The 26,374-nt window shown below is 49.0% G+C and carries 22 protein-coding genes; 7 read left to right on the top strand and 15 right to left on the bottom strand.

The window, feature by feature from the left end; all coding sequences use genetic code 11:
* Positions 1-212: 212 nt before the first annotated feature.
* The 14 genes from DWY93_RS17215 to DWY93_RS13065 form a co-directional block, all read right to left on the bottom strand.
* Positions 213-362, bottom strand: a complete 150-nt coding sequence (locus tag DWY93_RS17215) for a hypothetical protein (protein ID WP_181968547.1) — start codon at positions 360-362, stop codon at positions 213-215.
* A gap of 405 nt (positions 363-767) precedes the next feature.
* Positions 768-2,354, bottom strand: a complete 1,587-nt coding sequence (locus DWY93_RS13125; protein ID WP_117470353.1) for a D-aminoacylase — start codon at positions 2,352-2,354, stop codon at positions 768-770.
* A 91-nt stretch (positions 2,355-2,445) separates the two neighbouring features.
* Positions 2,446-3,984, bottom strand: coding sequence for an AbgT family transporter (locus DWY93_RS13120; RefSeq protein WP_117470354.1), 1,539 nt, complete (start codon positions 3,982-3,984; stop codon positions 2,446-2,448).
* A gap of 182 nt (positions 3,985-4,166) precedes the next feature.
* Positions 4,167-5,345, bottom strand: a complete 1,179-nt coding sequence (locus tag DWY93_RS13115) for a UxaA family hydrolase (protein WP_117470355.1) — start codon at positions 5,343-5,345, stop codon at positions 4,167-4,169.
* A gap of 10 nt (positions 5,346-5,355) precedes the next feature.
* Positions 5,356-5,652 carry a UxaA family hydrolase gene (locus DWY93_RS13110; RefSeq protein WP_117470356.1) on the bottom strand — a complete coding sequence of 99 codons (297 nt, stop codon included), beginning with the start codon at positions 5,650-5,652 and terminating at the stop codon, positions 5,356-5,358.
* The gene (larA, locus tag DWY93_RS13105) at positions 5,649-6,938 is read right to left on the bottom strand and encodes a nickel-dependent lactate racemase (protein WP_117470357.1); all 1,290 of its coding nucleotides are present in this window, start codon (positions 6,936-6,938) and stop codon (positions 5,649-5,651) included. The genes DWY93_RS13110 and larA overlap by 4 nt, the downstream gene beginning before the upstream one ends.
* Before the next feature lie 14 nt (positions 6,939-6,952).
* Positions 6,953-8,149 carry a M20 family metallopeptidase gene (locus DWY93_RS13100; protein WP_117470358.1) on the bottom strand — a complete coding sequence of 399 codons (1,197 nt, stop codon included), beginning with the start codon at positions 8,147-8,149 and terminating at the stop codon, positions 6,953-6,955.
* Between the two features lie 43 nt (positions 8,150-8,192).
* Positions 8,193-9,377 (bottom strand): MalY/PatB family protein, encoded by a 1,185-nt coding sequence (locus tag DWY93_RS13095; protein ID WP_117470359.1) that lies wholly within the window; start codon positions 9,375-9,377, stop codon positions 8,193-8,195.
* An 18-nt stretch (positions 9,378-9,395) separates the two neighbouring features.
* The gene (gene alr, locus DWY93_RS13090; RefSeq protein ID WP_117470360.1) at positions 9,396-10,616 is read right to left on the bottom strand and encodes an alanine racemase; all 1,221 of its coding nucleotides are present in this window, start codon (positions 10,614-10,616) and stop codon (positions 9,396-9,398) included.
* A gap of 72 nt (positions 10,617-10,688) precedes the next feature.
* Positions 10,689-12,125 (bottom strand): Na+/H+ antiporter NhaC, encoded by a 1,437-nt coding sequence (gene nhaC, locus DWY93_RS13085; RefSeq protein WP_015553699.1) that lies wholly within the window; start codon positions 12,123-12,125, stop codon positions 10,689-10,691.
* Positions 12,126-12,237: 112 nt separating this feature from the next.
* Positions 12,238-13,440 carry a pyridoxal phosphate-dependent aminotransferase gene (locus DWY93_RS13080; protein ID WP_117470362.1) on the bottom strand — a complete coding sequence of 401 codons (1,203 nt, stop codon included), beginning with the start codon at positions 13,438-13,440 and terminating at the stop codon, positions 12,238-12,240.
* A 35-nt stretch (positions 13,441-13,475) separates the two neighbouring features.
* Positions 13,476-14,435 carry a hydroxyacid dehydrogenase gene (locus DWY93_RS13075; protein WP_117470363.1) on the bottom strand — a complete coding sequence of 320 codons (960 nt, stop codon included), beginning with the start codon at positions 14,433-14,435 and terminating at the stop codon, positions 13,476-13,478.
* A gap of 17 nt (positions 14,436-14,452) precedes the next feature.
* Positions 14,453-15,343: a 3-hydroxyacyl-CoA dehydrogenase family protein gene (locus DWY93_RS13070; RefSeq protein WP_015553696.1), complete on the bottom strand. Its 891-nt coding sequence runs from the start codon at positions 15,341-15,343 to the stop codon at positions 14,453-14,455.
* Positions 15,344-15,413: 70 nt separating this feature from the next.
* A complete protein-coding gene (locus DWY93_RS13065; RefSeq protein WP_015553695.1) occupies positions 15,414-16,601 on the bottom strand; it encodes a thiolase family protein in 1,188 nt (395 codons plus the stop codon).
* A 337-nt stretch (positions 16,602-16,938) separates the two neighbouring features.
* On the opposite strand from DWY93_RS13065, the gene DWY93_RS13060 reads away from it, so the two are divergent.
* From DWY93_RS13060 to DWY93_RS13030, 7 genes are all read left to right on the top strand, one after another.
* On the top strand, positions 16,939-17,721 hold the full coding sequence (locus DWY93_RS13060; RefSeq protein ID WP_015553694.1) for an enoyl-CoA hydratase-related protein: 783 nt from the start codon (positions 16,939-16,941) through the stop codon (positions 17,719-17,721).
* A 39-nt stretch (positions 17,722-17,760) separates the two neighbouring features.
* The gene (locus DWY93_RS13055; RefSeq protein ID WP_015553693.1) at positions 17,761-18,963 is read left to right on the top strand and encodes a CoA transferase; all 1,203 of its coding nucleotides are present in this window, start codon (positions 17,761-17,763) and stop codon (positions 18,961-18,963) included.
* A 27-nt stretch (positions 18,964-18,990) separates the two neighbouring features.
* Positions 18,991-20,286, top strand: coding sequence for a 2-hydroxyacyl-CoA dehydratase family protein (locus tag DWY93_RS13050; RefSeq protein WP_015553692.1), 1,296 nt, complete (start codon positions 18,991-18,993; stop codon positions 20,284-20,286).
* On the top strand, positions 20,279-21,406 hold the full coding sequence (locus DWY93_RS13045) for a 2-hydroxyacyl-CoA dehydratase family protein (protein ID WP_117470364.1): 1,128 nt from the start codon (positions 20,279-20,281) through the stop codon (positions 21,404-21,406). The genes DWY93_RS13050 and DWY93_RS13045 overlap by 8 nt, the downstream gene beginning before the upstream one ends.
* A gap of 171 nt (positions 21,407-21,577) precedes the next feature.
* On the top strand, positions 21,578-23,011 hold the full coding sequence (locus DWY93_RS13040; RefSeq protein ID WP_117472476.1) for a sigma 54-interacting transcriptional regulator: 1,434 nt from the start codon (positions 21,578-21,580) through the stop codon (positions 23,009-23,011).
* A 221-nt stretch (positions 23,012-23,232) separates the two neighbouring features.
* The gene (gene gpmI, locus DWY93_RS13035; RefSeq protein ID WP_117470366.1) at positions 23,233-24,777 is read left to right on the top strand and encodes a 2,3-bisphosphoglycerate-independent phosphoglycerate mutase; all 1,545 of its coding nucleotides are present in this window, start codon (positions 23,233-23,235) and stop codon (positions 24,775-24,777) included.
* Positions 24,778-25,092: 315 nt separating this feature from the next.
* A complete protein-coding gene (locus DWY93_RS13030) occupies positions 25,093-25,350 on the top strand; it encodes a TM1266 family iron-only hydrogenase system putative regulator (protein ID WP_117470367.1) in 258 nt (85 codons plus the stop codon).
* A 202-nt stretch (positions 25,351-25,552) separates the two neighbouring features.
* Here the strand turns inward: DWY93_RS13030 and DWY93_RS13025 are convergent, their stop codons facing one another.
* On the bottom strand, positions 25,553-26,311 hold the full coding sequence (locus DWY93_RS13025) for a LytTR family DNA-binding domain-containing protein (RefSeq protein WP_117470368.1): 759 nt from the start codon (positions 26,309-26,311) through the stop codon (positions 25,553-25,555).
* Positions 26,312-26,374 lie beyond the last annotated feature (63 nt).

Raw genomic sequence — 26,374 nt, 5'->3', positions numbered from 1 at the left:
TACCAGCGACTTGTATATATTATCATGACTCAGAAAAAAATGCAAGCGTTTTTTTAAGAAAATTTCAATTTTTCCAAAAAAAGTTTTTTCGGCGAATTTTCCGGGTTCGGAGAAATCCCCGCAAAGCCTTATTTTATAAGGAAAAACAGCGCTTGAAAAACGCTCACCGCCTTCGTGATATTCCGCGATAAGTCAGGCAAACAGATAGGAAATCATAATTTCTCGATCCAATGGTTTTCCTCTACCAGCCTGCGCAGCTCCCTCAGGCAGATCCCGATCGGGGAGTGCGGTATCACATTCTGATCTTTCCGGTAGATCGCATAGCAGGTCCTCGACGGCGGCGGATCCAGCAGGGGGATCACATGAAGCGCTTCCGGATGTACGAACATGCTGAAGACCGAAGACGGAACGATCGCCCAGTAATCATGCCAGTCATTGTACTCGAGAGACCAGGCAAAGATATGTTATATTGTTCTCAGAGCACTCCTGATTGAATCATAGTTCAGTACAGTCTGCTATGCAGAATTGTTTTTCAAGCGATTGACGGAATGAATAAAAAGGCTACCGCATTTCTACTCCTGCGGCAGCCTTAAAAAGAGGGGATTTATATTATAAATGTTTTTAAATTAAGGGAGGGACCGACAGAACGTTCTGCCGGTCAAGTATGAAAAAGTATATTTTGTTCCAGGCTTGCTATCCTGTTACGCTTTATAGGATAGTGGAAAAATGTGTTGAAATATTGTGTTGTGTGTGAAAAAAGTGTGAAATTATGAAATATGAGGGACGTGGCGGATTAGTTTACCTGCCTTCACACCATTATAAATTCCGTGTTCCACAATTTTTTCTCCTCGAATCCAGACCAGTTCAATGCCAGTGCCTCTTTTGGAAAAATCAGTAAAATCTGCCTGATCAGATACGGTATGAGGATCGAACAGAACCAGATCTGCGTCCATGCCCGGTCGGATTAGTCCCTTTCCCTTCAGCTGATAGACGGAAGCTGGAAGAGAGGTCATTTTCCGGACAGCCTCCTCAAGGGAAAGAACATTTTTTTCGCGGACGTAATGTCCGAGTACCCGCGTAAACGTTCCGAATGCTCTGGGATGAGCGCCGGAACACCCTTTGTAGTAAAGCCCGTCGGAGCCGATCATGGAATGGGAAAATTGAAGTACCCGGTTTACATCCTCATCCTGCATACAGTGGTAAATACCGTTCGTAGTCAGCCGGTCATCATAGAGAACATCCATGACCAGTTCACAGGGATCCAGGTCAAGCCGTGAGGCGAGATCGCAAACCATCTGTCCCGTATAATCAGGATGAGTGACAGATGCACCGAACATGGTTGTTCCGAATCGTTCTTCCGGCATCATTCCTGCCAGGATCGCATCGCGCATCTTCCTGCGGCCGGATGGATCCGACAGCATCTGCAGAAGCTTTTCTTCTCCCAGGACATGCATGGACTGGGGAATCCGGGATTTCAGACCGGTGGAGGATGCTGTGTAAGGATAGACATCGCAGTAAACGGAATGTCCCTGCTGATTTACCTCCTGCATGAGAGAAATCGTAGCAGCGGTTTTTCCCCAGTTTGGACGGTTGATTGCTTTGTGATGGGAGATGACAAGCGTACAGCTGCTTTGTGCCGTGGCCTGTACCATCTCTGTGACGGATTCCACAAGCTGATTACCTTCACTCCGGATATGGGCGGAGGTGATGCCGCCGAAACGCGCTGCGACGGAAGAAAGGACTGCAAGTTCAGAAGAGCCGGCATAGCACCCGGCAGGATACTGAAGCCCATAGGAGATTCCAAGAGCACCCGCCTCCATGCATTCCTGTAGAATTGCTTTCATGTGTTCCAGTTCGGCCGGATCCGGTTCCCGGTCCGCCATTCCCATAACTGCGGCACGGAGCGTTCCATGTCCGACGCAGACGGCCATATTTGTTCCAAGCGGGCGGTCCATCATATCCAGATAGCCGGCGTAGGAAACTCTTTTTGTGGCGGAGGAGGAAAAGTCGTAAGGAACGACGGTGGCGGTTGTTTCCAGGCAGCTTTCCAGGTGTTCCATAGAAAACGGAGCGGCGGAAATTCCGCACATGCCCGCGATCAAAGTGGTGACTCCCTGTTCCGCCTCCTGGAAAAAAGTATCGTCGAGATCAGCCATCATGTCGCCGTGGCTGTGGGAATTTATGAATCCGGGCGCCAGGGTGAGTCCGTGGGCATCGATCACCATGCCCGCCTGCTGCGGATCCTGTTTCCCGATGGCTTTGATCGTTCCATCCTCAATAAGGACATCCGCAGGGAAAGCGGGAGTTCCGCTTCCGTCAATAACATATGCATTCTGAATTATAAATTTTTTCATATTCGTTCCTCGATTTTCAATGGATGATTTGACATGCCGCAGGATAGAAAAAACAGCCCGCCGGATTGGAAGGCGGGCTGTTTCAGGTAAGTTAAAGAGTCGGAGCGTAGCCCGGTCCCATCGGGATTCCGAGAGCTATCCAGATCATTAAGAACACGATCCAGACACCGCCGGCGATCAGAGTGTAGGGCAGCTGGTAGGCAATACAGGTTCCTGTCTTGGCGCGCGGCTCGTACTGCTGTGCATATCCGAGGAGAATCGCAAGGTACGCGAGAGTCGGGCAGATATTGTTGGTGATTCCGTCGCCCATTCGGTATGCAACCTGTACGGAAGCCGGATTGACACCGGCGATCATGAACATCGGAACGAAGATGGAAGCTAAGAGTGCCCATTTTCCGTTCGCGGAACCCATGAACAGGTTGATGAAAGCGGTAAGAACAACGAATAATCCCATGAGGATCGGTGCAGGAAGTCCGAGTCCGTTTAATCCACCGCCGCAGATAACCGCGATCACGGTTGCGATCTTGCTGGAACCGAATACGGAGATGAACTGGGAAGCAAAGAAGCAGATCAGGAAGAAGCTTGCGAGTGTACCGAGTTCTTTCTGCATCATCGGAATCGTGTCGCCGAATTTCTTGATCGTTCCCGCAATTTTTCCGTATACATAGCCGGATACAAAGAAAAGCGCAAAGATGATAGTCGGAATACACTTAAAGAGATAACCGGTCATGATCGTGCCGCCTTCCGGAGCCTGGAACGGAAGACCCGGCAGGCAGAGAATTGCGCACACGATGAGAACAGCAGCGATTCCGAGAAGTCCGCCCTTTAAAGCCTTGCGTTCCAGATCCGTCATCGGTGTGTACTCTTCGTTCGGCTTGATACCGGAAGTTCCGAGATTTTCTCTCTTAAGGCGCGGCTCTACAACTTTCAGGCTGACAAAAGCGCAGAGAAAAGTTGTGATAAAAGTGGAGACAAACATGAAGTACCATCCCATGACAGGGCTTGCTGTGTAGCTGGGATCCAGAGTCTGGGCTGCCGCCTCTGTCAGGGCAGCGAGGGAAGCATCTGCAGATCCAGGAAGAAGGTTTGCGCCAAAGCCGATGGAAACGGATCCATATGCCAGGAAAAGGCCATCTAACGGGTTACGGTTGGAAGATACATAGAGCATGGCTACAAGCGGTGGGAAAACGATAAATGCGGCATCACCGGCGAGATTGGCGAGAACGCCGATAAATGCAACAATGAGCGCCATTTTCCATTCATTTGCAGTTGCACCCGCACTTTTCAGTGCTGCATTCAGCATGCCGCTGTGGGTAGCGACAGCCATACCGAGAGTACAGATCGGAACAGTGAGCATAGGAGCAAATGTCATCCAGGTCTTACCCATGTCTTTCAGAAAATCAGCCCATGCTGCGGAAGTCATCATATTGATAACGGTGACGGTCTCTCCGTTTGTGGGGTTGATAACGGATACGCCCATCGTTCCCAGGATGCAGGACGCAGCCAGGGCGATGACCCAGAGACAGATGAAAAGATAGACAGGGTGGGGGATTTTGTTTCCGAGGCGCTCAACAGCACCGAGGAATCCGGAGGAGCGGGTTTCAGTAGTTGTAGATGTGTTGTTTGCCATAGTGATACTCTCCTTTTCTGGTATTTGTGAAAATATGTATGGTTACAGGTAAATGCTGCTTATCACCTCCAGCCAGATAAAAAATTGGGGTCAGATAAGGAAATATATTTGCAAAACTCTGTATCTTGGAATGAGGGATATCCCAGGATGAGAGAGTGATGCCGAAGTAAAAATTTTGGAACTCAGATCACGGGTCCGAGGCAGAAGATGTCCATAGAGCCGAAATAGCAGAGGGCCTCATTCTTTGTCATCTGCCCGGAAAGAACCTCCAGGAGAAGATCAAACGCCTCCTCACCGACTTCCTCAATACTCTTTTCGCCGAGAATGATCCGTCCGGCATTGAGATCCATGTCATGCTGCATCCGTTCATAGGTATTGGGATTTCCGCAGATCTTTATGACCGGCATGGACGGAAATCCCTGTGGAGCTCCGCGTCCAGTGGAGAACATCATAACTTGTGCACCGGTGCAGGCCATTCCTGTGAGAATCTCGGGTTCTCTTCCCGGGGCATCTTTGATCCAGAGGCCTTTTCGGCCGTCAATCCGGTCGCAGTATTCCAGAACGCCCTGAATCGGCCGATGACCGGATTTTACGATAGCGCCCAGGCTTTTTTCCTCAATGCTGGAAAGTCCGCCTTCAATATTTCCGGGGGTAGGCTGTCCGCCTCGCATGTCTTCTCCCACGGCCTTTGCCCTGTTTTCCATTCTGTTTACGATCTCGTAGATCTTCTGACCGACAGGTCCGTCAGGACCGCCGACGGCACGGTTTGCCAGAATGTGCTCGCCGCCGAGAAACTCGGTCGTCTCCCCGAAGATCACGGTTCCTCCGAGATCCACAAGCTTGTCCGCAACATATCCGATCACGGCGTTTGAAGCGAGACCGGAGGTCGTGTCGGAAGCGCCGCACTTGATGGACATGATAATTTCGGAAGCATCAACTGTTTCCCGCTGAAGACCGGAGATCTCCATGACGAGCTTCTGGGCGGCATCGATACCGGCCTGGATCGCCCGGGAGGTTCCTCCGAGCTCCTGGATCCGGATGATCTCCACTGGTTTTCCGGAAGCTGCAATCTCCCGGACAATGCGTTCGTGGTCAGTTCCCTCGCACCCGAGGCTGACGATCAGGGCAGCGCCGATATTGGCGCTCTGTCCGAGATTGGAGAGGACATCTGTGACGCGTTTCAGGTCGAGAGGAAGCTGGCAGCATCCTTGGTGGTGGAAATATCCGATAGTTCCCTGTACCTGGCGGACGATCGCCTGCGCGACGTCATTGGCACAGATCACGCTGGGAATTACGGCAACAAGATTTCTGGAACCGACCCCGCCGTTTTTGCGCCGGTAGCCTTTAAATGTATAACTCATACGGACCTCCTTACAGATCGCCTCTGCCGCGGCGTGCGTCGAGATTGTGTACGTGTACATAATTCCCTTTTTTGATCGGGTGGCTGGCAGTTCCGATACACTCTCCGTATTTCATGATGAGATCGCCCGGGGCCAGATCACAGAGAGCAATCTTGTGACCATAGGGGATATCGTCGAGAAGAGTGATGGTTTCGGAATGCCCTTTCTTATCATGGATCTCAACGGACATTCCCTTTTTCATGCCGTTTGCAAAAATTGTAGCGACATTGTCCAGATCATCGATCTTTAATGCGAGGTTTCCGCTCATGCCTGTCCCTCCTTTACTGCGAGAACAGCGACTCCGTCAGGAATCACAACGACGCTGGCATCTTTTCCGACAAGATCGTAAGCTTTCTGCAGCGCTTCATCGGGGCTGGAAGCCGGGATCATATTTGCTTTCCGCACCAGGTCGTGATCGAGGTAAGTGGTGACGAGAATGACGGTATGTTTTTTCAGTATACGGGAGTAGATCTGGGCACACCATTGTTCTGGAATGGTCTCTTTTGGAGGAATTTTTGATAAATATTCATCTATTTCCTCCACGGAACCGTTGACGATCAGCTTCTCAAAATGGGTTCCGCCCATACCGTCGATGCAGGAGGCACACATGATGATGACTCCGCCCTCCCTGCAGCACGCTTCAGCGGTTGCCACAGCCTTCGGACTCTGATAAAGATTCTGATCCAACGGGTAGCCGCCGTTTGAGGTGATGACGATATCGCCGGTGGTGCAGGGGCACTGGGCGAGACTGCGCACGAAGGAAACACCTTTTTCGTGGGCCTGTTCCAGATCTCCGGCAAATGCGGCAATCACCTGCTTCTCGGCGTTCAGCGCCACATTCAGGATGAACTGTACATTGACGGCTCTGGCAGCACATACCATATCTTCGTGGATCGGGTTGTGTTCCAGGACACCGGTTGTGGAAAACGGGCTGGAAATCGCCTTGTAGGAGTGATTCTCATTTACAGTCGCAGCGTTGCAGATGCCGGGAAGAATACTTTTTCGTCCGCCTGAAAATCCGGCAAAGAAGTGCGGCTCAATGAAACCTTCCGTAACGAGCAGATCACACCCGAGTGCCAGACGGTTTACCCAGAGCTCCGCGCCGGATGGAAGTTCACGGACAAACGCAAATTCCTCATTCTGGAATGCATGGTTTACAGATATTTTTTCGTGATCGACAATATCATCCCCGAACATGCGGCGCTGTTCCTCCTCGGTCGTCTCCCGATGGAGTCCGGTGGCGATCAGGATGATGATGTCTGCATCAGGATTTCCTTTGCGGATTTCCTTTAAAAGGATCGGCAGCGTCAGTCTGCTTGGGACAGCCCTGGTGTGATCGCTGGTGACAAGAACGACTTTATTTTTCCCTTTTGCAAGTTCGGAGAGCTTCGGGGTGCCGATGGGATGTTCCAGGGCATCCTCGATGAGTTCCTTCGGGGATTTCTCCGGAACGTAGTCCTCTGTCTTTGCCGTGATGACTGTTTTCAGATTTTTTTCTTCCACGTGCAGATCCATGGAAGAGGTGTAGTACGGGATGGAGATGGTTCTTATCATGCAGTACCTCCTTTTTATGACTGAGAGTGTTTTTCAAGATAATTCCAGGCGAGAGCCGCATGCATGGCGGATGCAAGTGGAAGAGCACGTTCATCAATATCAAAGCTGGAGGAGTGAAGGGGCTTATCAATGCCTGCCTCTTTATTTCCGGTTCCCATCCAGAAGAATGCCCCTTTTCTGGCTTCTGCGAAATATGCGAAGGATTCGCAGCCGAGACTGCCGTGGGGCAGATCGATCACATGACCGGAACCGAGGATCATATCGGCGGTCTCTCTTACATGTTCTGCCATATCCGGGTCACAGATCAGTGCCGGATGACTTCTCTGGCGTTCGAATTCATAAGTTCCGCCGAAGGTCATAGTGATTCCCTTTAAGATCTCATCAATTCTGCGGTTCAGCATTTCACGGGTCTCGGGGTTGAACGTGCGGCAGATACCGTTTATCTCCACTTCATCACAGATAATATTTCGGGCTGTTCCGCCTTTGATCTGACCGAAGGTGATGATCGCGTGGTTGAATGTATCTTTTTCTCTTGCCATCATGGTCTGGACAGCTACGAGAAAGTGCGCGGCGATCATCATGGCATCGATTCCGAGGTGCGGGTAAGCGCCGTGTGCGGTCCGGCCTTTGATCTTGATAATGAGGCGGTCAGAGGCAGCCATCATCTCTCCGCTGCACACACCGATGGATCCCACCGGGTAGGCGTTTTCCACATGAAGCCCGAAGATCGCGTCCACATGGGGATTCTCCAGAACGCCGTTCGGAACCATAAAACGGCCGCCGCCGATGTCCTCCTCTGCAGGTTCAAATATGAATTTTACATTTCCGTGCATCTGATCGCGGTGGCGGGCCAGCAAAATGACAGCGCCCATCAGGGATGCAGTGTGGGCATCATGGCCGCAGGCGTGCATGACACCGTCGTTCTGGGACCGATAGGAGAAGGTATTCATCTCCTGAAGCCTTAACGCATCCATATCGGCGCGCAGCGCAACGGTCGGACCATCATGACCGCCCTTCAAAAGACCGACAACACTCGGGAGATCCCCGGCGTAATCACGGTTTACTTCGATTCCAAGAGATTCCAGCAGGGCAGCGACTGTTTCAGCAGTGTGAAATTCTGTCCTGCTTGCTTCGGGGTGCATATGAAAATTCCGGCGAAATTCAACAAGTTCTTTAGAGATATCCTGTGCTTCCTGTTTAAAATCGATCATGGGCGGTTCCTCCTTTTATATGCAAAGTCTGTGAAGTGTAAAATTATAAGGATTCCATTGTATCTTTCAGTCTCTTTAAGCCGGCTTCAACAAGTCTTGTCGGGGCGGCGAGATTCCAGCGCTCGAAACCTTCACCCTCACTGCCAAAAATATAGCCGTCATCGAAAAAGAGATTTGCCTTTGATTTCAACAGCTCAGCGAGCTCTTTTCCTTCAATTCCGTATTTTCGGAAATCCATCCAGAGGAGATAAGTACCTTCCAGGTTGATGATCTGGATCTTTGGAAGCTCTTTCCGGCAGAAATCGGTGATCAGCTTATAGTTTGTCTCGATCACGGAAAGCATCTCCTGATACCATTCTTCTCCGAAGGTGTAGGCGAGTCTGGTGGCCTCGTAGCCGAGAATATTGCATTTCGGATTGATCTCGGTGGTTTTCTGGTGTTTCAGGAACGCTGCGCGGATCTCAGGATCCTTGATGATAATGGCAGATGTCTGGAATCCGGCAAGGTTGAATGTCTTGCTGGCTGCGGTACAGGTCATGGAATGGTCTGCGAACTCCTGCTTGATGGAGGCAAATGGAATATGGACATGACCAGGCATGATCAGATCGCCGTGGATCTCGTCGGAGCAGACGAATACATGGTGCTTCATGCAGATATCTCCCATCCGCTCCAGTTCTTCGCGGGTGAATACACGGCTGGTCGGGTTCTGCGGATTGCAAAGGATAAAGAGTTTTGTGTGGGGATCGGCGGCATTTCTCTCAAAATCTTCAAAGTCGATCTCGTAATGATCGGTTTTCAGGGTGAGGGAACTTCCCATGATGATGCGTCCGTTGGCGGTGACCGCATTGTACATCGGGTAGTAGGTCGGGGTAAGAAGGAGAATACCGTCCCCAGGTTCTGTCAGAAACTGAACCGCATTATGAAAGGCATTCACAACGCCCGGGGTGCTCATGATCCAGTCAGGCTGGATCTCCCATCCATGGTGATCCTTCTGCCATCTGCACACGGATTCGAAGTATGTTTTTGTCGGATTTGCGTAACCCGGAACATAAGTATCGATATAAGTCTTTAGACCATCACGGATCTCCGGCGCAATCTGAAATTCCATATCGGCGACAGAGAAAGGAATGACTTCCTCCGGTTTGTGGATCGTATAGTTTTTCATCTCATTCCATTTTCCTGAACCGACATCGTTTCTTGGGGTGCAGTCTGTAAAATTATATTTCATAAATAACCTCCTTGAAGCTTAAAGCTGCTTCTGAATCGCCTGAAAGTAATCCTCTTCGCTGAGATATGTTTTTCCGTCATCGAGGGAGTAGGTCCGCGCGGCTCTTTCCGTGATGTGGGAGAACATGGCAAGTCTTGTTTCACCCATCAGGTGACCGATCTCCAGTCCGCTGATCCGGTTTCCTTTTCCGTCCTCACCGAAGAGTGTCACCTCATCGCCGATCTTGCAATCCACATCGGTCACGTCGAGAAAGCTCATATCCATACAGGTCCCGACAAAACGGCAGCGGACTCCGTTTATGAGCGCGGGAGCGCCGCTTACGGCAAAACTGCGGGTATATCCGTCACCGTATCCGATACCGATGACAGCGACCTTTGCGGGGTGATCCGGCATAAAAGTACGCCCATAACCGACGCTTTCCCCGGGGACGATCTCCCGGATATTTACGATCATGGTCTTCCAGCTTCCGGACTCCTCGACGCCGATGGGATTCCAGTCATTCTGGATGGAGGAGTAGCCGAGATAGAGGCTTCCGGTCCGTACATGGGTGCAGACGGAATAGGCTTCTTTTAACCATGCGGTCGCCCCTGTGTTGCAGCAGTGTACATAACGCGGAGTGATCCCGGCTTCCCTGATCTGGGAAAGCCCCTCAAGGAAACGGGAAAACTGTTCTCTTGTAAAATCATTCCCTTTTCCTTCATTCGCCTGATCTGCCGTTGCGAAGTGTGTGAAAACACCGTCGATTTCAATATTACCGAGTCCTTTTATACAGGAGAGAAGGTCAGAAAGTTCTTTCCCAGGCCGTGCACCGATCCGGTTCATGCCGGTCTCGATCTTAATGTGGGCTTTCACGGAAGCCAGTCCCTGCTTTTTTGCCTCTTCGCTGAGGCGTTTTGCGTCTTCGACGCGGAAGAGCGGAATTTCGATCTTACGTTTGACGATCGTGGGGATCTGGAAAGCAGGAACGGGGCCAAGAATTAAGATCCCGCAGTCCGGACAGCCGGAATCCTGGATCTGGCATGCCTCAAAGAGACGGGCAACGGCCAGAAAACGGATCCCGCAGCGGTGGACAAGGAAATTCGCGACGGCGGCAGTTCCGTAGCCGTAAGCGTTGCTTTTTACGACAGGGATCAGCCCCAGCCCACCGGTGTAAGCTCTTATTTTATCAATGTTGCGCCCAATCCGGCTCAGATTGATCTCAAGACGGCTGTTATAGCAGTTTAAATCCATTCGATCCATAAATACGTGATACCTCCTTTGAAAAAACGGCGGGAAGCAAAGAAGCTCCTCGCCGTTGAGACCTGAAAGAAGTTATGATTTTTTGTTGATCGGTGCCTGATCTTTCGGGATCCGTTTTCCTGTTTCCGGATCAACATACCAGATACCGTATCCGGTAGCTGCTGCGATCAGGGACAGGATCGGAACGATGTAGCATAAGAGAACCCAAGGGATATACTGGGAGTAGAGGACTCCGAGAGTTCCTGTAAAGTATACCGCGTTTGTATGCCACGGCATCAATGTTCCGCCTAAGGTACCGCAGTCCTCCATGGTTCTGGAAAGGACATTCGGATCAACGCCTTCTTTTTTGTAGATCGGAGCAAAGAGTTTACCTGTTACAACGTGTGCCATGGACATTGTACATCCGATCGCACCGGAGATATAGGATACGAGCATTGTACTGAGTACGAGGTGGAATACTGTATGGATCCGTTTCACAAGTCCACCGATCAGATTCATGAGTACGCCCATACGGTCAAGCATGCCGCCAAGTCCCATGGCAAAGATCATGATCATCATGATATCGTACATGCTGGAAAGTCCGCCGCGGTTTAAAAGCTTATCGACAAGGAAGATGCCGGAGTCAATGGAGAATCCTTTGTGCATGACTTTGATGCAGTCGAGAATTCCTGCGCCCTGGGAGATCATAGCGGAACCGGCTCCGAGAAGCGCGCCGATGAGGATCGTCGGAAGTGCCGGGATCTTGAAGAGCAGCATCACGATAACAAGAACGATCGGGATCAGCGGAATAATGCCGATGTTGAAGTTATCAGCAAGACCGCCCATGTATTCGATAACTGTAGTCGGATCATAGTCTGCAACGGAATAGCGGGCACCTGCGATACCAAAGATCACGAGACAGATCAGCCAGCCCGGAAGAGTGGTATAGCACATGGAACGGATATGCCCGAAAAGTGTGCCGCCTGCCATCGCAGGTGCAAGGTTTGTAGTATCAGAGAACGGGGACATCTTATCACCGAAAAGAGCACCGGAGATAACTGCACCGGCAACCAGTCCCGGAGGAAATCCCATGGAAAGACCAATTCCCATGCAGGCAAGTCCTGCGGATGCTGCGGAACCATAGGAAGTTCCTGTGAATACCGACAGGATAGAGCAGAGGATTAATGTGCACGGAAGGAAAATGTTCGGGTTGATGAGTTTCAGTCCATAATAGATCATGGTAGGAATCGTTCCGCCGAGGATCCATGTTCCGATCAGACAGCCGACAGCTGCAACGATGCAGACAGATTGGAATCCATCACGAACACCCTGTAAAGCGTATCCTTCAACGACATCCCATGGAAGCTTGCGGATCTTACAGTACAGGAAAATAATGAGCCAGGTCAGAAGAAGCGGAACAGCCAGATTCAGGCCGCCTCTTACGCAGAAGACGATCTCTGCAATGATGACGAGCATCAAAATAATGGAATCAGTCAATGAAATACGAATGTTCTCAGTCTTTTTCTCCATGTATATCCCTCCATATGTAAATGTGTGAAACAGGGGAACCATCCATGGCTGTTTTACCATGGGTGGTCATGGTCTTGCAGGATCCGGCAAAGAAAAGATCCTGTGGGCAACATTATTTCTTAAGCTCAGAAACCATCTCCTTTATCCGGCGAAGGCCTTCTTTAATATTTTCATCGGATGTTGCGTAGGAGATACGAACATATTTACCGGTGGTTTCGCCAAGGCCGATAGCCGGAACAGTTGCAACATATTTCTCTTCCAGCAATTTCTGGGAGAATTCGGAACTCGTCATACCGAGACCGGATACGTCTACCATGATGTAGAATGCGCCGTACGGTTTGCTGTAGGAAAGTCCCGGAATCTCATCAAGACCATCCATGAACATCTGTCTGCGTTTTGCAAATGCATCGTGCATCTCAACAACTTCTTTTCTGGTACGCTTGGTGTCCATTGCCTCGGAGAGGGCTACCTGGATGAAAGTCGGAGAGCAGGTTGTGGAATACTGATGGGTACGAAGGATTTTGTCCGCAAATTTCTTTGCTGTAGAAAGATATCCGATACGCCAGCCAGTCATTGCAAAGGTTTTCGAGAATCCACTGATGATAATGCTGTGGTCCTTCATTCCCGGGAAGGAAGCAATGGAGTAGAAGGTTGCTCCGTCGTATACCAGACGGCTGTAGATCTCATCGGAGAGGATCAGGAAGTTGTGCTCAACAGCAAGTTCACAGAGCTCTTTCAGTGAATCATAATCGAAAACAGCACCGGTCGGGTTGCACGGGTTGTTGATGATCACCATTTTTGTCTTATCCGTGATCGCTTTCTTTACAGCCTCAATATCCAGCTGATATCCTTTTGCACCGTCCAACGGAATGTCAACAAAGTTGCCGCCGCACATATTGACGAGACATTTATAGGAGACGAAGGACGGAGTGAAAACAATAACATCATCGCCTTCATCGACGAAAGTCATGATCGCATTGTTGAGAGCCTCAGCGGCACTGCTTGTGACAAGAATCTCTGTCTCCGGATCATAATCGACGGTTGTCTCACGTTTGATATAGTCGTGAAGAACTTTTCTTAAAGCCGGATATCCGCGGTTGGAAGTATATTTACTCTGATTGTTTGTGATCGCGCGGATCGCTGCTTCCTTGATATCGGACGGAGTGTTGAAGTCCGGCTCACCTGCACTGAACGGAATTACCGGCTTTCCCTCGGAACGGAGAACGGAAGCACGGTCAAGGATCGTACGGATCAGGGAAGGGGTTACTTTTTCAAGACGTTTTGCACCAACAGCTAAATCGTAATTTTTATTCATACACAGATCCTCGCTTTCTATCGTAATGGGATGATTTATTTCTTGTAAACGCTCTTGTCGACAACATCCGGCCATTCAGTTCCGTTTAAGATCGCCAGACATCCTTTGACACTGTTAACATGCATTCTTGCCTTCGCCTCTTTTGTGAGAGCTGCAAGATGCGGCGTTACGATCGTGTTCTTACAATGGAAGACCGGATTATCGAGAACAGCAGGTTCCTCGCTGAATACGTCGATTCCGGCTGCTGCGATCACATCGTTGTTCAGCGCATCTGCCAGGTCCTTCTCATTTACGATCGGACCGCGGCTCGTGTTGATGAGGATCGCGCTCTTTTTCATAAGATGAAGTTCTCTCGAGGAGATCATATTGGTTGTCTCCGGTGTCAGCGGATTGTGGATCGTGATAAAATCGCAGTCTCTTAAGAGATCATCCATATTTTCATAGTATTCACATCCGGCAGCTTCCACCTTTGCGCGGTTCTTTGAATGACTGAACCCTGCGGTCTCCATGCCGATTCCCTTGCAGATCGCTGCAACCTTGGCACCGATCGCACCGACACCGATGATTCCAACTTTCTTACCGGAAAGCTCAATGGCTTTTCCGGCATCGCGGATCTTCCAGTTCCCTTTTCGCAATTCCTCATCAGATTCGGAAAGATTTTTCGCCGCTGCAAACATCAGTGCGACGGTGTGTTCGGCAACGGAGAGACTGTTTGCACCTGGAGTGAAGACCACCGGGAGCTTTTTGCCTGAGGCATGTGCAACGTCAACACGGTCATATCCGACACCGGTGATTCCGATCACCTTTAAATTCGGGCAGGCATCGATCACTTCTGCGGTACACTGTCCGACACGGATGACCAGGGCATCGGCTTCCTGGATCTTATCAATATAGGAAGGAAGATCCGGAGAATTGGCAATATAAACGTCGGCACCAGCTTCCTTTAGGACCTTCATTGCGGCTTCGTCAAGTGGTTGTGTCAATACAAATTTCATAAGCATTTCCTCGATTCTTATTTTTTCGTATCTGTATAATCATACCATCCTTTTCCGGTTTTTCTACCAAATTCTCCCTTTTTAAATTTCTCAACAGCGAGAGGATGAGGTGCATCGAACGGATCATGGGACTCCGCATAGCGGTCACATCGAACATAATAGTAAACATCGATTCCGGTCAGATCCATTAATTTAAACGGTCCCATCGGATAGTTCAAACCTTTCTCACAGGCAGTATCAATATCTTCAACCGTTGCGATTCCCTTTTCGAGAAGGGAGAGAGCCTCGTGAGTGACAGCTGCATTGATCCTGTTTGCGACGAATCCAGGAATCTCTTTCTGAATGACGATCGGGCTTTTTCCAGTGTTCACTGCGAATGCCTTCGCAATTTCGATCGTTTCATCGGAAGTGTGCGGTCCCTTTACAAGTTCCACAAGCTTCATGACGAGTGCCGGATTGAAATAATGGACATTCAGAAGTCTGGAAGGATTTTCAGTCACATCAGCAAGTTTGGAACTTACAATGTTTGAACTGTTTGTGGAGAGAATCGCATCTGGTTTGCAGATCCGGCTGATTCTCTGGAAAAGTTCACGTTTAACTTTCAGATCCTCAATGATCGCTTCGATGATAAAATCTGCTTTCGCTGCGGCACCGTCAACATCGCTTGTGATAGTAAGATGCTGTTTTACAAAATCGGCTTCCTCGGCGGTGAGACGCCCTTTTTCAACGCGACCCTTCAGATAGGTATCGGCCCAGGCAGAAGCTTTCTCAACAGCCTTTTCAAAACTGTCACAGAGGATCACGTTGTATCCAAGCTTCCTGCCGTTGATCGCTGTATTCATTGCGATCTGCTGTCCCATAGCTCCGGCCCCAATGACAGCGATCGTTTTTAAATCCTGTGAATTCATAATGTTACCTTTTCCTTTCTGATATTTTCAAAACAGGCATCCATTCTGTATTGAAAAAGATTCGGCATGATCAGCACAACTCGATGAGAGTTGCCATGGACTGTCCGCCTCCGATACAGAGAGTGGCAAGTCCTTTTCTTCCTCCGGTCCTCTTTAAGTTATGGATCAGAGTGACGATCAGGCGGGCACCGGTGCATCCCAGCGGATGTCCAAGTGCAATAGCACCGCCGTTGATATTTACTTTTAATGGATCGAGTTCCAGATCACGGATACATGCAACAGCCTGAGCTGCGAATGCCTCGTTTAATTCAACAAGGTCGAGATCTGCAATACTCCAGTTATTCCGTTCAAGGATCTTCTTTGTTGAAACGACAGGTCCGTATCCCATGATCTCAGGATCAAGAGCAGCTGCTGTGACATCGACGATCTTTGCGAGCGGCTTCACGCCGGTTTCTTTAACCTTTTTCTCACTCATAAGAACGAGACAGGCGGCACCGTCATTGAGACCGCATGCATTTCCGGCAGTTACGGTTCCGTCAGGTTTTACGATCGGTTTCAGCTTTGCAAGTACTTCCATGGTAGTTGTCGGCTTTACAAATTCATCGGTATCGAAGATAAAACTGGATTTCTTTTCCTTTACTTCGATCGGAAGGATCTCTTCTTTAAAATATCCGGCAGCGATCGCCTCGGCAGCCCGGTGCTGGCTTTCTACTGCGAAGGCATCCTGTTCTTCCTTTGAAATGTGAAAACGTTCAGCGACATTTTCAGCTGTCTTTGACATGCTGAGCCCGCTTCCATATACGGAATATGGCTGGGCCGTCGTTCCGGCTTCAATGTTGGAATCAACCAGTGTGTTCTTGTTGCCGCCCCAGCGGGTGCCGCGAAGATAGATCGGAGCACGGCTCATATTCTCAGTTCCGCCTGCAACGATGCAGTCGGCTTCGCCGAGCCAGATCTCCTGGCATCCGGAATTCACTGCCTGCATGGAAGAGGCACAGAGCCTGTTGACTGTGAAGCCTGGAATCGTCTCCGGGAAACCGGCTTCGAGAAGAGCAGATCGTGCAATATTTGATGCCTCTGTGCTCTGACGGACTTCGCCGAGGATGACTTCATCAATGATATCCGGCTGGATCCCGGCCCGCTTTACAGCTTCTTTCATAACTTCAGCTGCCAGCGTGTGTGCCGGAACGGTTTTCAGGGAACCGCCGTATTTTCCGATTGCGGTGCGGACAGCACCTACAATATAAACAGTTTCCATATAGAATCCTCCTTGCGTAATGAGCAAAATCGACCGGTTGGAAGAAATGCTCAAGTGTGTGTGTGCAATCTGCCCTAAATTAAACAGCAATAAGCGTGCCAAGATGTAAAACATTGAAAAAGGCTTGAAAAGACAAAAATAAAAGTGCAAATAAGTGCAAAAAGTGCAAACAGATAAAATAAAAACAAAAAGTGCACGCAAATTGCACCAACTCATGGAAAAAAGATCAGATTTTATCTGTGGCATAATTGTTGCTCAAGAAATATTACAAATGCTGATTGTTAAAATTGTGCATATGATGATCGAATACAGAGTCTAAGAAGGGAGAAGCGGTACGATGGAATTTAAAAATATCTTATATGAAGTAAAAGATGGGATCCTTTATCTGACATTAAACAGACCGGAAGTGAGAAATGCTCTTTCCCCGGAAATGTGGAAAGATATTCAGACTGCTGTTGAGGCTGCCGGGAATGATGACAGTGTTCAGGTCATCATTATCAGCGGAGCCGGGGACAAGGCTCTTGCAAGCGGTGCGGATATCCAGGAGATTCATGACAGACCGACTCTGAAGATGCTGATGGGAACTTCGACAATTGCATTAAAAGCATTGGAAGACCTCTATAAACCGGTAATATGTGCGATCAACGGATATGCGCTTGGCGGTGGATGTGAGCTGGCGATGGCGTGCGATATCCGGATCGCGACTGGAAGATCAAAATTCGGACAGCCGGAGACGAGTCTGAGTATTATTCCGGGAGCCGGAGGCACACAGAGACTTGCGAGACTCGTGGGAGTCGGAAGAGCAAAAGAACTGATCTACACGGGCAGGATCATCACTGCCGAGGAGGCGAAGCTGATCGGACTTGTGAACCAGGTGACAGGGGACACGAGAGAAGAACTGATGGAAGCCGCGAAAGCCATGGCGGAACAGATCATGAAGAAAGGACCTGTGGCGACGAGACTTGCAAAGATGGCGATCAACGTGGGAATGGATACCGATATTAATACGGGTCTTCTTTTCGAGCGCATCGCCCAGACAGTTGCCTTTGGAACCGAGGACAGAAAAGAAGGGACCCAGGCATTCCTGGAAAAGAGAAAGGCAGAATTTAAAGGCTGTTAAGCCCCTGAAATAAAAATAGAGACTGGAGGAATAGCAGATATGAAACCGTTAGAGGGAATTAAAGTAGTAGAGTTATCGACAATGTTGGCCGGCCCGATGACAGCGAGACTCCTGGCAGAGTGGGGGGCCGATGTAATTAAAGTAGAATCCATGAATGGAGATCCGTGGAGAAAGCAGTATGGAACCTCGCTTTCCCCGTATACAGAACATGCGAATCCCAACTTTGATATGCAGAACATCAATAAGCGCTTTGTCGCGTTCAATATGCGTACGCCGGAAGGAAAAGAGGCAATGATGAAGCTTCTTGCGACAGCCGATGTATTCCTGACCAACTACAGGGTCCAGGCGCTGGAACAGATGGGTCTGACCTATGATCAGCTGAAGGATCAGTTTCCGAAACTGGTACACGCGTCTGTTCTCGGATATGGCAGTGAAGGTGCTGAGAAGAACCGCCCAGGATACGATTATACCGCGTTCTGTGCGAGAACAGGATTTTTAAGAGACTTTGCACCGGCAGGAGGACCGCCGATCATGACGGTTGCCGGGGTGGGAGATCACAGTGTTGCGATCTCTCTTGCCGGAGGAATCGCGGCAGCATTATTTAAGAGAACAAAGACCGGAGTCGGCGACAAGGTCGATGTGTCGCTTCTTCAGATGGGAACCTATATTTTCACCTGCGGTATTTTAAATGGTTTCAACGGAAGAGAGTACCCGAGAGACAGGTACAACTGCGCACATGCATGCAGCAATACATATCAGGGTAAAGACGGCGAGTGGATCTATCTGGCGATCGTGGATTACAGACGGTTCCCGGAGTTCTGCGGCTGCATCGGTCATCCGGAACTCGCAGAAGATCCGAGATTTTCAACTCAGAACGCCTATTATGCAAATAAAGCAGACCTCACCAAGATCCTCGATGAAGTGTTCAAGGAACAGACCGTGGAATACTGGCACAAGATCTTAAACGACCATGATCTGCCGCATGAGATCTGCTATCACTTTAAGGATGTTCCGTATGATGAGCAGGTACAGGCAAACCATTACACTTATTTCCATGAATATCAGGATGGAACAAAGACGGTATTTACGAACGGTCCGGTACATTTTGCATCCATCGATCCGGCTAAGATCCCATGCAGGGAGTCAAGGAATGTGGGAAGCGACACGAAGGAGATCCTGGAAGAGCTTGGATATTCTGATGATAAGATCCAGAAAATGTATGAAGGAAAAGATATCAGATAACACGCAGATTCGAAAAGGAGAAAAACTATGAGTGAGACGACTGTAAACGAGGCAGCAGCTGCGGCTCCTGCCCCGAAACCAAAGAGACCAAAGGCAAAAAGCATGATCATGATGGGAGAACAGACGGCAGCCATGTTTGAAAACGCCAGACTCGCCAAGGAAAAAGGCGAGCCGGTGGGCTGGTCCGCGTCAATCTTCCCCCAGGAGATCGCAGAGACACTGGGATTAAATGTTCTCTATCCGGAAAACCATGCGGCGGGAATTGCGGCCAGACATCAGGCTGACCCGTTCCTGCAGGAGTGCGAGGGTGAGCTCGGGTATTCCAATGATCTGTGCGCATACGCAAAAGTTAATCTCGCCTATGCGGCTGTTTTGAACGGCGAGAGTGAAATCGAGCTTCCGGACGGCGGAAAAATGGTAAAACCGGATTTTCTGCTTCTGACAAACAATATCTGTAACCAGTTGACAAAATGGTACGAGAATCTGTCCAAGCAGATGAACATCCCGATCTTTTTTATCGATACCTGTTATAATCCATACGATTATGTGACAGAGACGAGAGTGCGCTATGTGCGCGCCCAGATCGATCAGCTGATCGAGGACCTTTGCAAATTTACCGGGAAGAAATGGGATGAGGAGCGGTTCCAGAAGATCATGAAGATCAGTCAGAAGAACAGTTATCTGTGGGAACGTGCCAACAACCTGCTGGATCGGAAGCCCTCCCCCTTAAGCGGATTCGAACTGTTCAACTATATGGCCTGTATGGTCTGCAACCGCGGAAAAGAATCGACGACAGCGATCCTGCAGCAGCTGAATGATGAGATCGAGGAACACATTAAAAATGGAACTTCCACATTCCCGGTGGAAGAAAAATTCCGCGTATCCTGGGACGGAATTGCCTGTTGGCCGTACCTGAGTCATAACCTCAGGACACTGAAAAAACATGGAATCAACATGGTTGCCTCCAGTTACGGTAAGGCGTGGGCCATCGAGTATGAGGATCTGGACGGAATGGCGAGAGCTTACTGCTTTGCCTCCACAAACGGTGACAACGCGACTACGATGCTCGACAGACGTTTAGAAGCGCTGAAACGCTTCGGCTGCGAGGGAACGATCTATCATGTAAACAGGAGCTGTAAGGTTATGGACTGCCAGATGATGGAGGTTCAGAGACAGCTTTCAAAATTAGCGGGAGTTCCGTTTACTTCCTTTGACGGAGACCAGGCGGACTACAGAAACTTCAGTGAAGCTCAGTTTGAGACACGAATCCAGGGACTGGTTGAAGTTATGAGCCAGAAGAAAGGGGTGGAAGCAGATGGCTGATCTGAAAAAAAATATTGAACTTTTACAGGAAGCATGCCGGAATCCTCGGGCTCAGATGGACCGGTATCTGAAGGAAGGAAAAAAGATTGTTGGATGTTTTGAGCCATACACACCGGAGGAGCTGGTACATGCGTCTGGAATGATCCCCATGGGACTTTTTGGAGGACGTGCAGATATCCAGCTTGCAAAGAGCTATCTGCCTCCGTTTGCATGTCCGGTCATGCAGGCAAACATGGAGTATGGATTAAACGGTACATATGACGGAATGTCTGTGGTGATCATCCCGGCGCTCTGCGATACGCTCCGCTGCATGACGCAGAACTGGAGGTTCGGAGTAAAGAAAATTCCGATGGCGCCGATCGTGTATCCGCAGAACAGAAAGTCACCGGCAGCCCTGGAATATCTGATCAGTGAGTATGAGCAGGTCCTTGTGATTCTGGCGACCGTTACGGGAGAGATGATGAAGGAGCGCTGTCTTCAGGAAACCATACAGGTCTACAATGCACACAACGCGGCAATGCGGGAATTTGCCGATCTTGCGGCAGATCATCTGGATATTATTACGCCGAAGGTGCGCCATGCGGTCATGAAGAGTGCCTGGTTCTATGAAAAGGGCGAGCACACCCAGATCATAAAAGAGATCAATGAAGAATTGAAGAAGCTTCCGGTCCATGAGTTTACTGGAAGAAAAGTAGTCCTCACGGGAATTTCCTGTGAGCCTGACGAAATCCTCGATATCCTGGAAAAGAACAACATTGCAATTGTGGCAGATGATCTGGTACAGGAAAGCCAGCAGTATCGTACCGACACCCCGTCCAATGGAGGAGGCGGATTAAAGCGCCTTGCAAAGCAGTGGATGGGACGGTATGGATGCAGCCTGATCCATGAGGAAGGAAAGCCGAGAGGACAGATGCTGATCGATATGTGCCGGGAAAAGAAAGCAGATGGTGTGATCAGCTGCATGATGAAATTCTGTGATCCGGAAGAGTATGATCAGCCGTACTTTGAGCGTGACCTGAGAAAGGCCGGATATCCGTGTCTGGCGATCGAGATCGATCCGCTGAACACAAACTATGAGCAGCTCCTGACAAGAGTACAGGCGTTTGCGGAACTGTTCTGAACCTGAACGTGTATCGTCCAATGAAACAGAAGGAAGGCATTACTGGAAACGGGATGCCTTCCTTTTTTGCAATTTTAGGCAGTATAAAAGAAAGATGAGAAAAAATGCAACTCGTGCATAGCTTGTGCCTAAAGTTGCAATATGGTATACTCTTTGGTGGAGGAGATACTTATGAGAGAAAATATGACGCCGCACAGCTTTCCATACTTAGAAATCTTGAATAATCTTGATATTGGCATCGCATTATTTGATGCTGAAGGCAATTATTTGTTTGTAAATACGGAACTTGTAAATTGGCGGAATATTCCTATGCTGGAATTCTTGAAAATGAATGTGCATGACTTCCTGAATATTCTCGATGTCTGTGTGTTTGACCTTGTAAAGAAGAAGAACCACAGGGTCAGCCGGTTGCAGTACTATAAAAATAAGGACCATGTGGATAGTAAAAGAAGGCTCCGGGTTGTGACGGGAACACCGATTTTTGATGAAAATGGAAAAATAAAATATGTGATCATGGCACTCCAGGATGTGGAGAGTTTTGAAAACTTATACCAGGCACTCCTGCGCCAGAATCAGATCGTCAGCTTCGGAAGCGGAAAAGAGCTGGTGGAAGGCGCTGATATTGTAGCTAAGAGCAGTTCATTCCGCGCGCTCCTTGAAGTGGCAGATAATGTGGCATCCCTGGATTCCACCGTGCTCCTCTACGGAGAGTCAGGAAGCGGAAAAGAGATTCTCGCAAATTACATCCATCAGAGAAGTGATCGGAGAGAAAAGCCGATGATCACAGTAAACTGTGCGGCATTTTCGGAAAATCTGATCGAATCGGAATTGTTTGGATATGAAAAAGGATCTTTTACCGGCGCAAACAAGGAAGGCAAAATGGGGCTGGTGGAAGCGGCCGATGGAGGTACGTTATTTCTGGATGAGATCAACTCCCTGCCGCTCAGTATTCAGGGAAAAATTCTCAGAACTCTGGAAGAAAAATCGATTCAGAGGGTCGGTTCCACAAAAACAAAAAAAGTTGATTTCCGCTTGATTGCAGCGACAAACAGGAACCTAACAGAAATGGTTCACGATGGGACATTCCGGGAAGACTTATATTACCGTCTTCAGGTGATTCCGCTGACGATCCCGCCAGTGAGGGAGAGGCAAGAGGACATCGTTCCGCTTTGTCTGCATTTCCTTCATCATTTCTGCATCAAGTATAATTTGCAGAAAAACCTTTCAGAGCAAGTGCTGGAAACGCTGAAGAATTATGACTGGCCTGGAAATGTCAGGGAAATCCGCAATTTCGCGGAAAGGATCGTCGTCATGACACCAAAGGCGGTCAAGGAAATCAATTGTATTCCGCCGGAAATATTGGAGAGCCATGCTGGGACACTGGAGAGAGAGGCACTTCCGGATACGCCTACTCAGATCTCGGTATGCCGCAGCTATACAAAGCAGTTGATGACAAAGGATGAAGTTATGCATGCTCTGGAGGTCTGCAGAGGACACAGGGAACAGACTGCCCAGTATCTGGGAATCTCGAAAAGAAAGCTTCAGTATATGATAAAGGAATACCATCTTTCTGAGCGATGTCAATATTGTGAAAAAGAGCGATAATGAATGATAAATTTATAACGATTTCTTCTTTGAAATGGTTGCAGGAATGATGTGATTGGTATAAAATATAGATGTTTCTGCGATGATAGTATAAATATAAAAGTCATGGGCGGGAAAATTCCGCTTCAGGCGCAGAAATATGATTGCATTTATTAAAAGAACGCAGGCAATGATTCAGAAGTGAAATAATCCTGCAGTCACGCAATAAAGGAGAAAAAATCATGAGCAAAAAGCCAGTAGTGTTAATGATCCTCGATGGTTACGGACTGAATAAAACACATGAAGGAAATGCGGTATATGAGGCGAAGAAACCGGTGATGGACCGCTTAATGAAGGAGTGCCCGTTTGTGGAGGGTCAGGCCAGCGGACTTGCTGTCGGACTTCCGGACGGACAGATGGGAAACTCTGAGGTCGGACACCTGAACATGGGCGCAGGCCGCATTGTTTACCAGGAACTGACAAGAATCACAAAGTCTATCCAGGACGGCGATTTCTTCAAGAACGAAGAGTTCCTTGCAACTGTTGAGAACTGCAAGAAGAATAACTCCGCGCTTCACCTGTTCGGACTCTTATCCGACGGCGGCGTACACAGCCATATCACCCATGTTTACGGACTCTTAGAGCTCGCAAAGAGAAACGGACTCGACAAGGTATTCGTTCACTGCTTCTTAGACGGCCGTGACACTCCGCCGGCATCCGGAAAGGATTTCGTCGCAGCGTTAGAGGAGAAGATGAAAGAGCTCGGTGTCGGCAAGGTGGCATCTGTTATGGGACGTTACTATGCGATGGACCGTGATAACCGCTGGGACCGTGTGGAGCTTGCGTATAAGGCACTGACAGCAGGCGAGGGCAATAAGGGAACATCCGCGACGGAACTGATTCAGGCGTCCTACGATGACGGAAAGACAGATGAGTTCGTTGTTCCGGCTGTCGTGACAGGAGAAGATGGAAATGCGATCGGAACCATTAAGGACAATGATTCCGTGATCTTCTTCAACTTCCGTCCGGACCGCGCAAGAGAGATGACCCGCGCATTCTGTGATGACGAGTTTACAGGATTTGCGAGAGCGAAGAGGATCAAGACCACCTATGTATGCTTTGTTGATTACGATGAGACGATCCCGAACAAACTTGTCGCATTCAAGAAAGAGACGATCAAGAATACTCTCGGTGAGTTCCTTGCTGCCCACGGGAAGACGCAGGCGAGAATTGCTGAGACAGAGAAATATGCCCACGTTACCTTCTTCTTCAACGGCGGCGTTGAGGAGCCGAATCCGGGTGAGGACCGTATCCTTGTGAAGTCCCCGAAGGTCGCAACCTATGACCTTCAGCCGGAGATGAGCGCACCGGCCGTTTGTGAGAAGCTGACAGGCGCGATCCGCTCCGGAAAATATGATGTTATCATCGTAAACTTCGCAAATCCGGATATGGTAGGCCACACAGGCGTTGAGAACGCAGCGATCAAGGCCATCGAGGCTGTCGACGAGTGCGTTGGAAAAGCAGTTGAGGCAATCAAAGAGGTTGATGGCGTGATGTTCATCTGTGCTGACCACGGAAACGCAGAGCAGCTGATCGACTACAAGACCGGAGAGCCGTGGACAGCCCACACAACGAATCCGGTTCCGTTTATCCTCGTAAACGCGGGCGACGGATACGGCCTCAGAGAAGGCGGCTGTCTCGCAGATATCGCTCCGACCCTGATCGAACTTATGGGAATGGAACAGCCGAAGGAGATGACTGGTAAGTCTCTGTTAGTAAGAAAGTAAGAAAACTTTACCGCGATAAGATCATGTAAAAAATAAAAACAGTTCCGGTGATATGGACAGAAGAGTCTGTATGCCGGGACTATTTTTATGTAACAGGAAATTCCTCGGAATTTCCTGTTACATAAAAGGCACTGACGTGCCAAAGATGCGCATTCGCGCGAAGATGCAGACTGTCGTAAGCGACCGCGTGAGGCGCGAGAATATGCCAAGACACATTTTTTATATAAGAACAATTTCACAGCGTATACTTGACATAAAGAATCCTCTGACATTAAGATAAAAGAAATATTTTCGGCAGGGCAAAAGGAGAAGGTTATGGAACAGGAAACAAGAATCGCAGTAGTGGGAATTATTGTAGAAAATAAAGAGGCTGTGGGGGAGGTCAACCAGATCCTTCACGATTACAGCCCCTATATTATCGGAAGAATGGGACTTCCATATGAAAAGAAACATGTGAACATCATCAGCGTTATCGTAGACGCTCCGGCCGACCGGATCAGCGCGCTTTCCGGGAAGCTTGGAAAGATCAGGGGGATCAGCGCGAAGGTGATGTATTCGAAGAATGGGCAGTAGGGGGAGAATCGCATGCTCCAAAGCTTCCCTGCATGGCATTATTCCCGTATGATATCAAGCAGGGTATCATCTCTGGTTTCGAACCATTTCATAAAGGCATACCATTTTTTGCCATAAGACGTATGCTTCCGAACAAAAAATGCATAGACGATCATGATCACCGCTATCTCGATTAATAGTGGTATGTAGAAATAAGCCTGCATTACTCATCGGTTATCATCCCCTTCCGCATACAGGTAAACAGGTATTCCATAAATGCTTCCTTTGTCTCTTTTTTCTTTCGACGGCTGCAGAAAAGGCAGGAACCATTTTTCAGACGGACAGAGCCATCCTCCTCCACAGAGATCACCTGCGAAAAATTGAGGAGGAGACTGCGGCCGCTCATATAAAAACGTCCGCCCTTTGGCAGCAGCTCCATTAGATCCGAAAAGGAGAGACGTGTGGCAACATCCCCCTTTAACGTGTGGATGATCAGGCGGTGATTCTGCGTTTCCGCGTATAAAAAATCATCCAGAAGAATCCTCTGGCAGGATGACTGCCCCTGTCCAAGGACAGCCTGAATCTCAATGTAAGCCGGTTCGGAAAGAAAGGTGCGGATCTCATTGAGGCACCAGTCCAGAGCGTCTGCATCCACCGGCTTTAAGAGATAGTCAAGCGGATGTACCCGGTATCCTTCAAGGGAATAGTCCCGCTCATTGCTCACAAAGATAAGAGGGATCCGTGCGGCAACAGCTCGAAGCTTTTCGGCTGTTTCAAGCCCGTTCAGGCCGTTTTTTGCAAGCATAATATCCATAAATACGGCGTTGAAAAGACCGGGGCGGAAAGCCTCTAAAAAGGACTCGCCGCTCTCATAGCAGGTAAAATCAGCCATTTCTCCATGTTTCTCGAAATTCTTCTGTATTAAATCGATCAGATGCTTCTGATCGAAAACGAAATCTTCCACAATAGCAATATGCATCATCACTGCAGCACTCCCTTCACCACGATGCTTCTGAACCAATTAGGTCGAGGTTTGACCATTTGC

Origin of the sequence: Clostridium sp. AF28-12, assembly GCF_003435225.1 — a bacterium.
Classification (GTDB): Bacteria; Bacillota; Clostridia; order Lachnospirales; family Lachnospiraceae; genus Pilosibacter; species Pilosibacter fragilis.
Note: the sequence above shows the minus strand (reverse complement) of the source record. Positions and strands in the feature narration are given on the sequence as shown.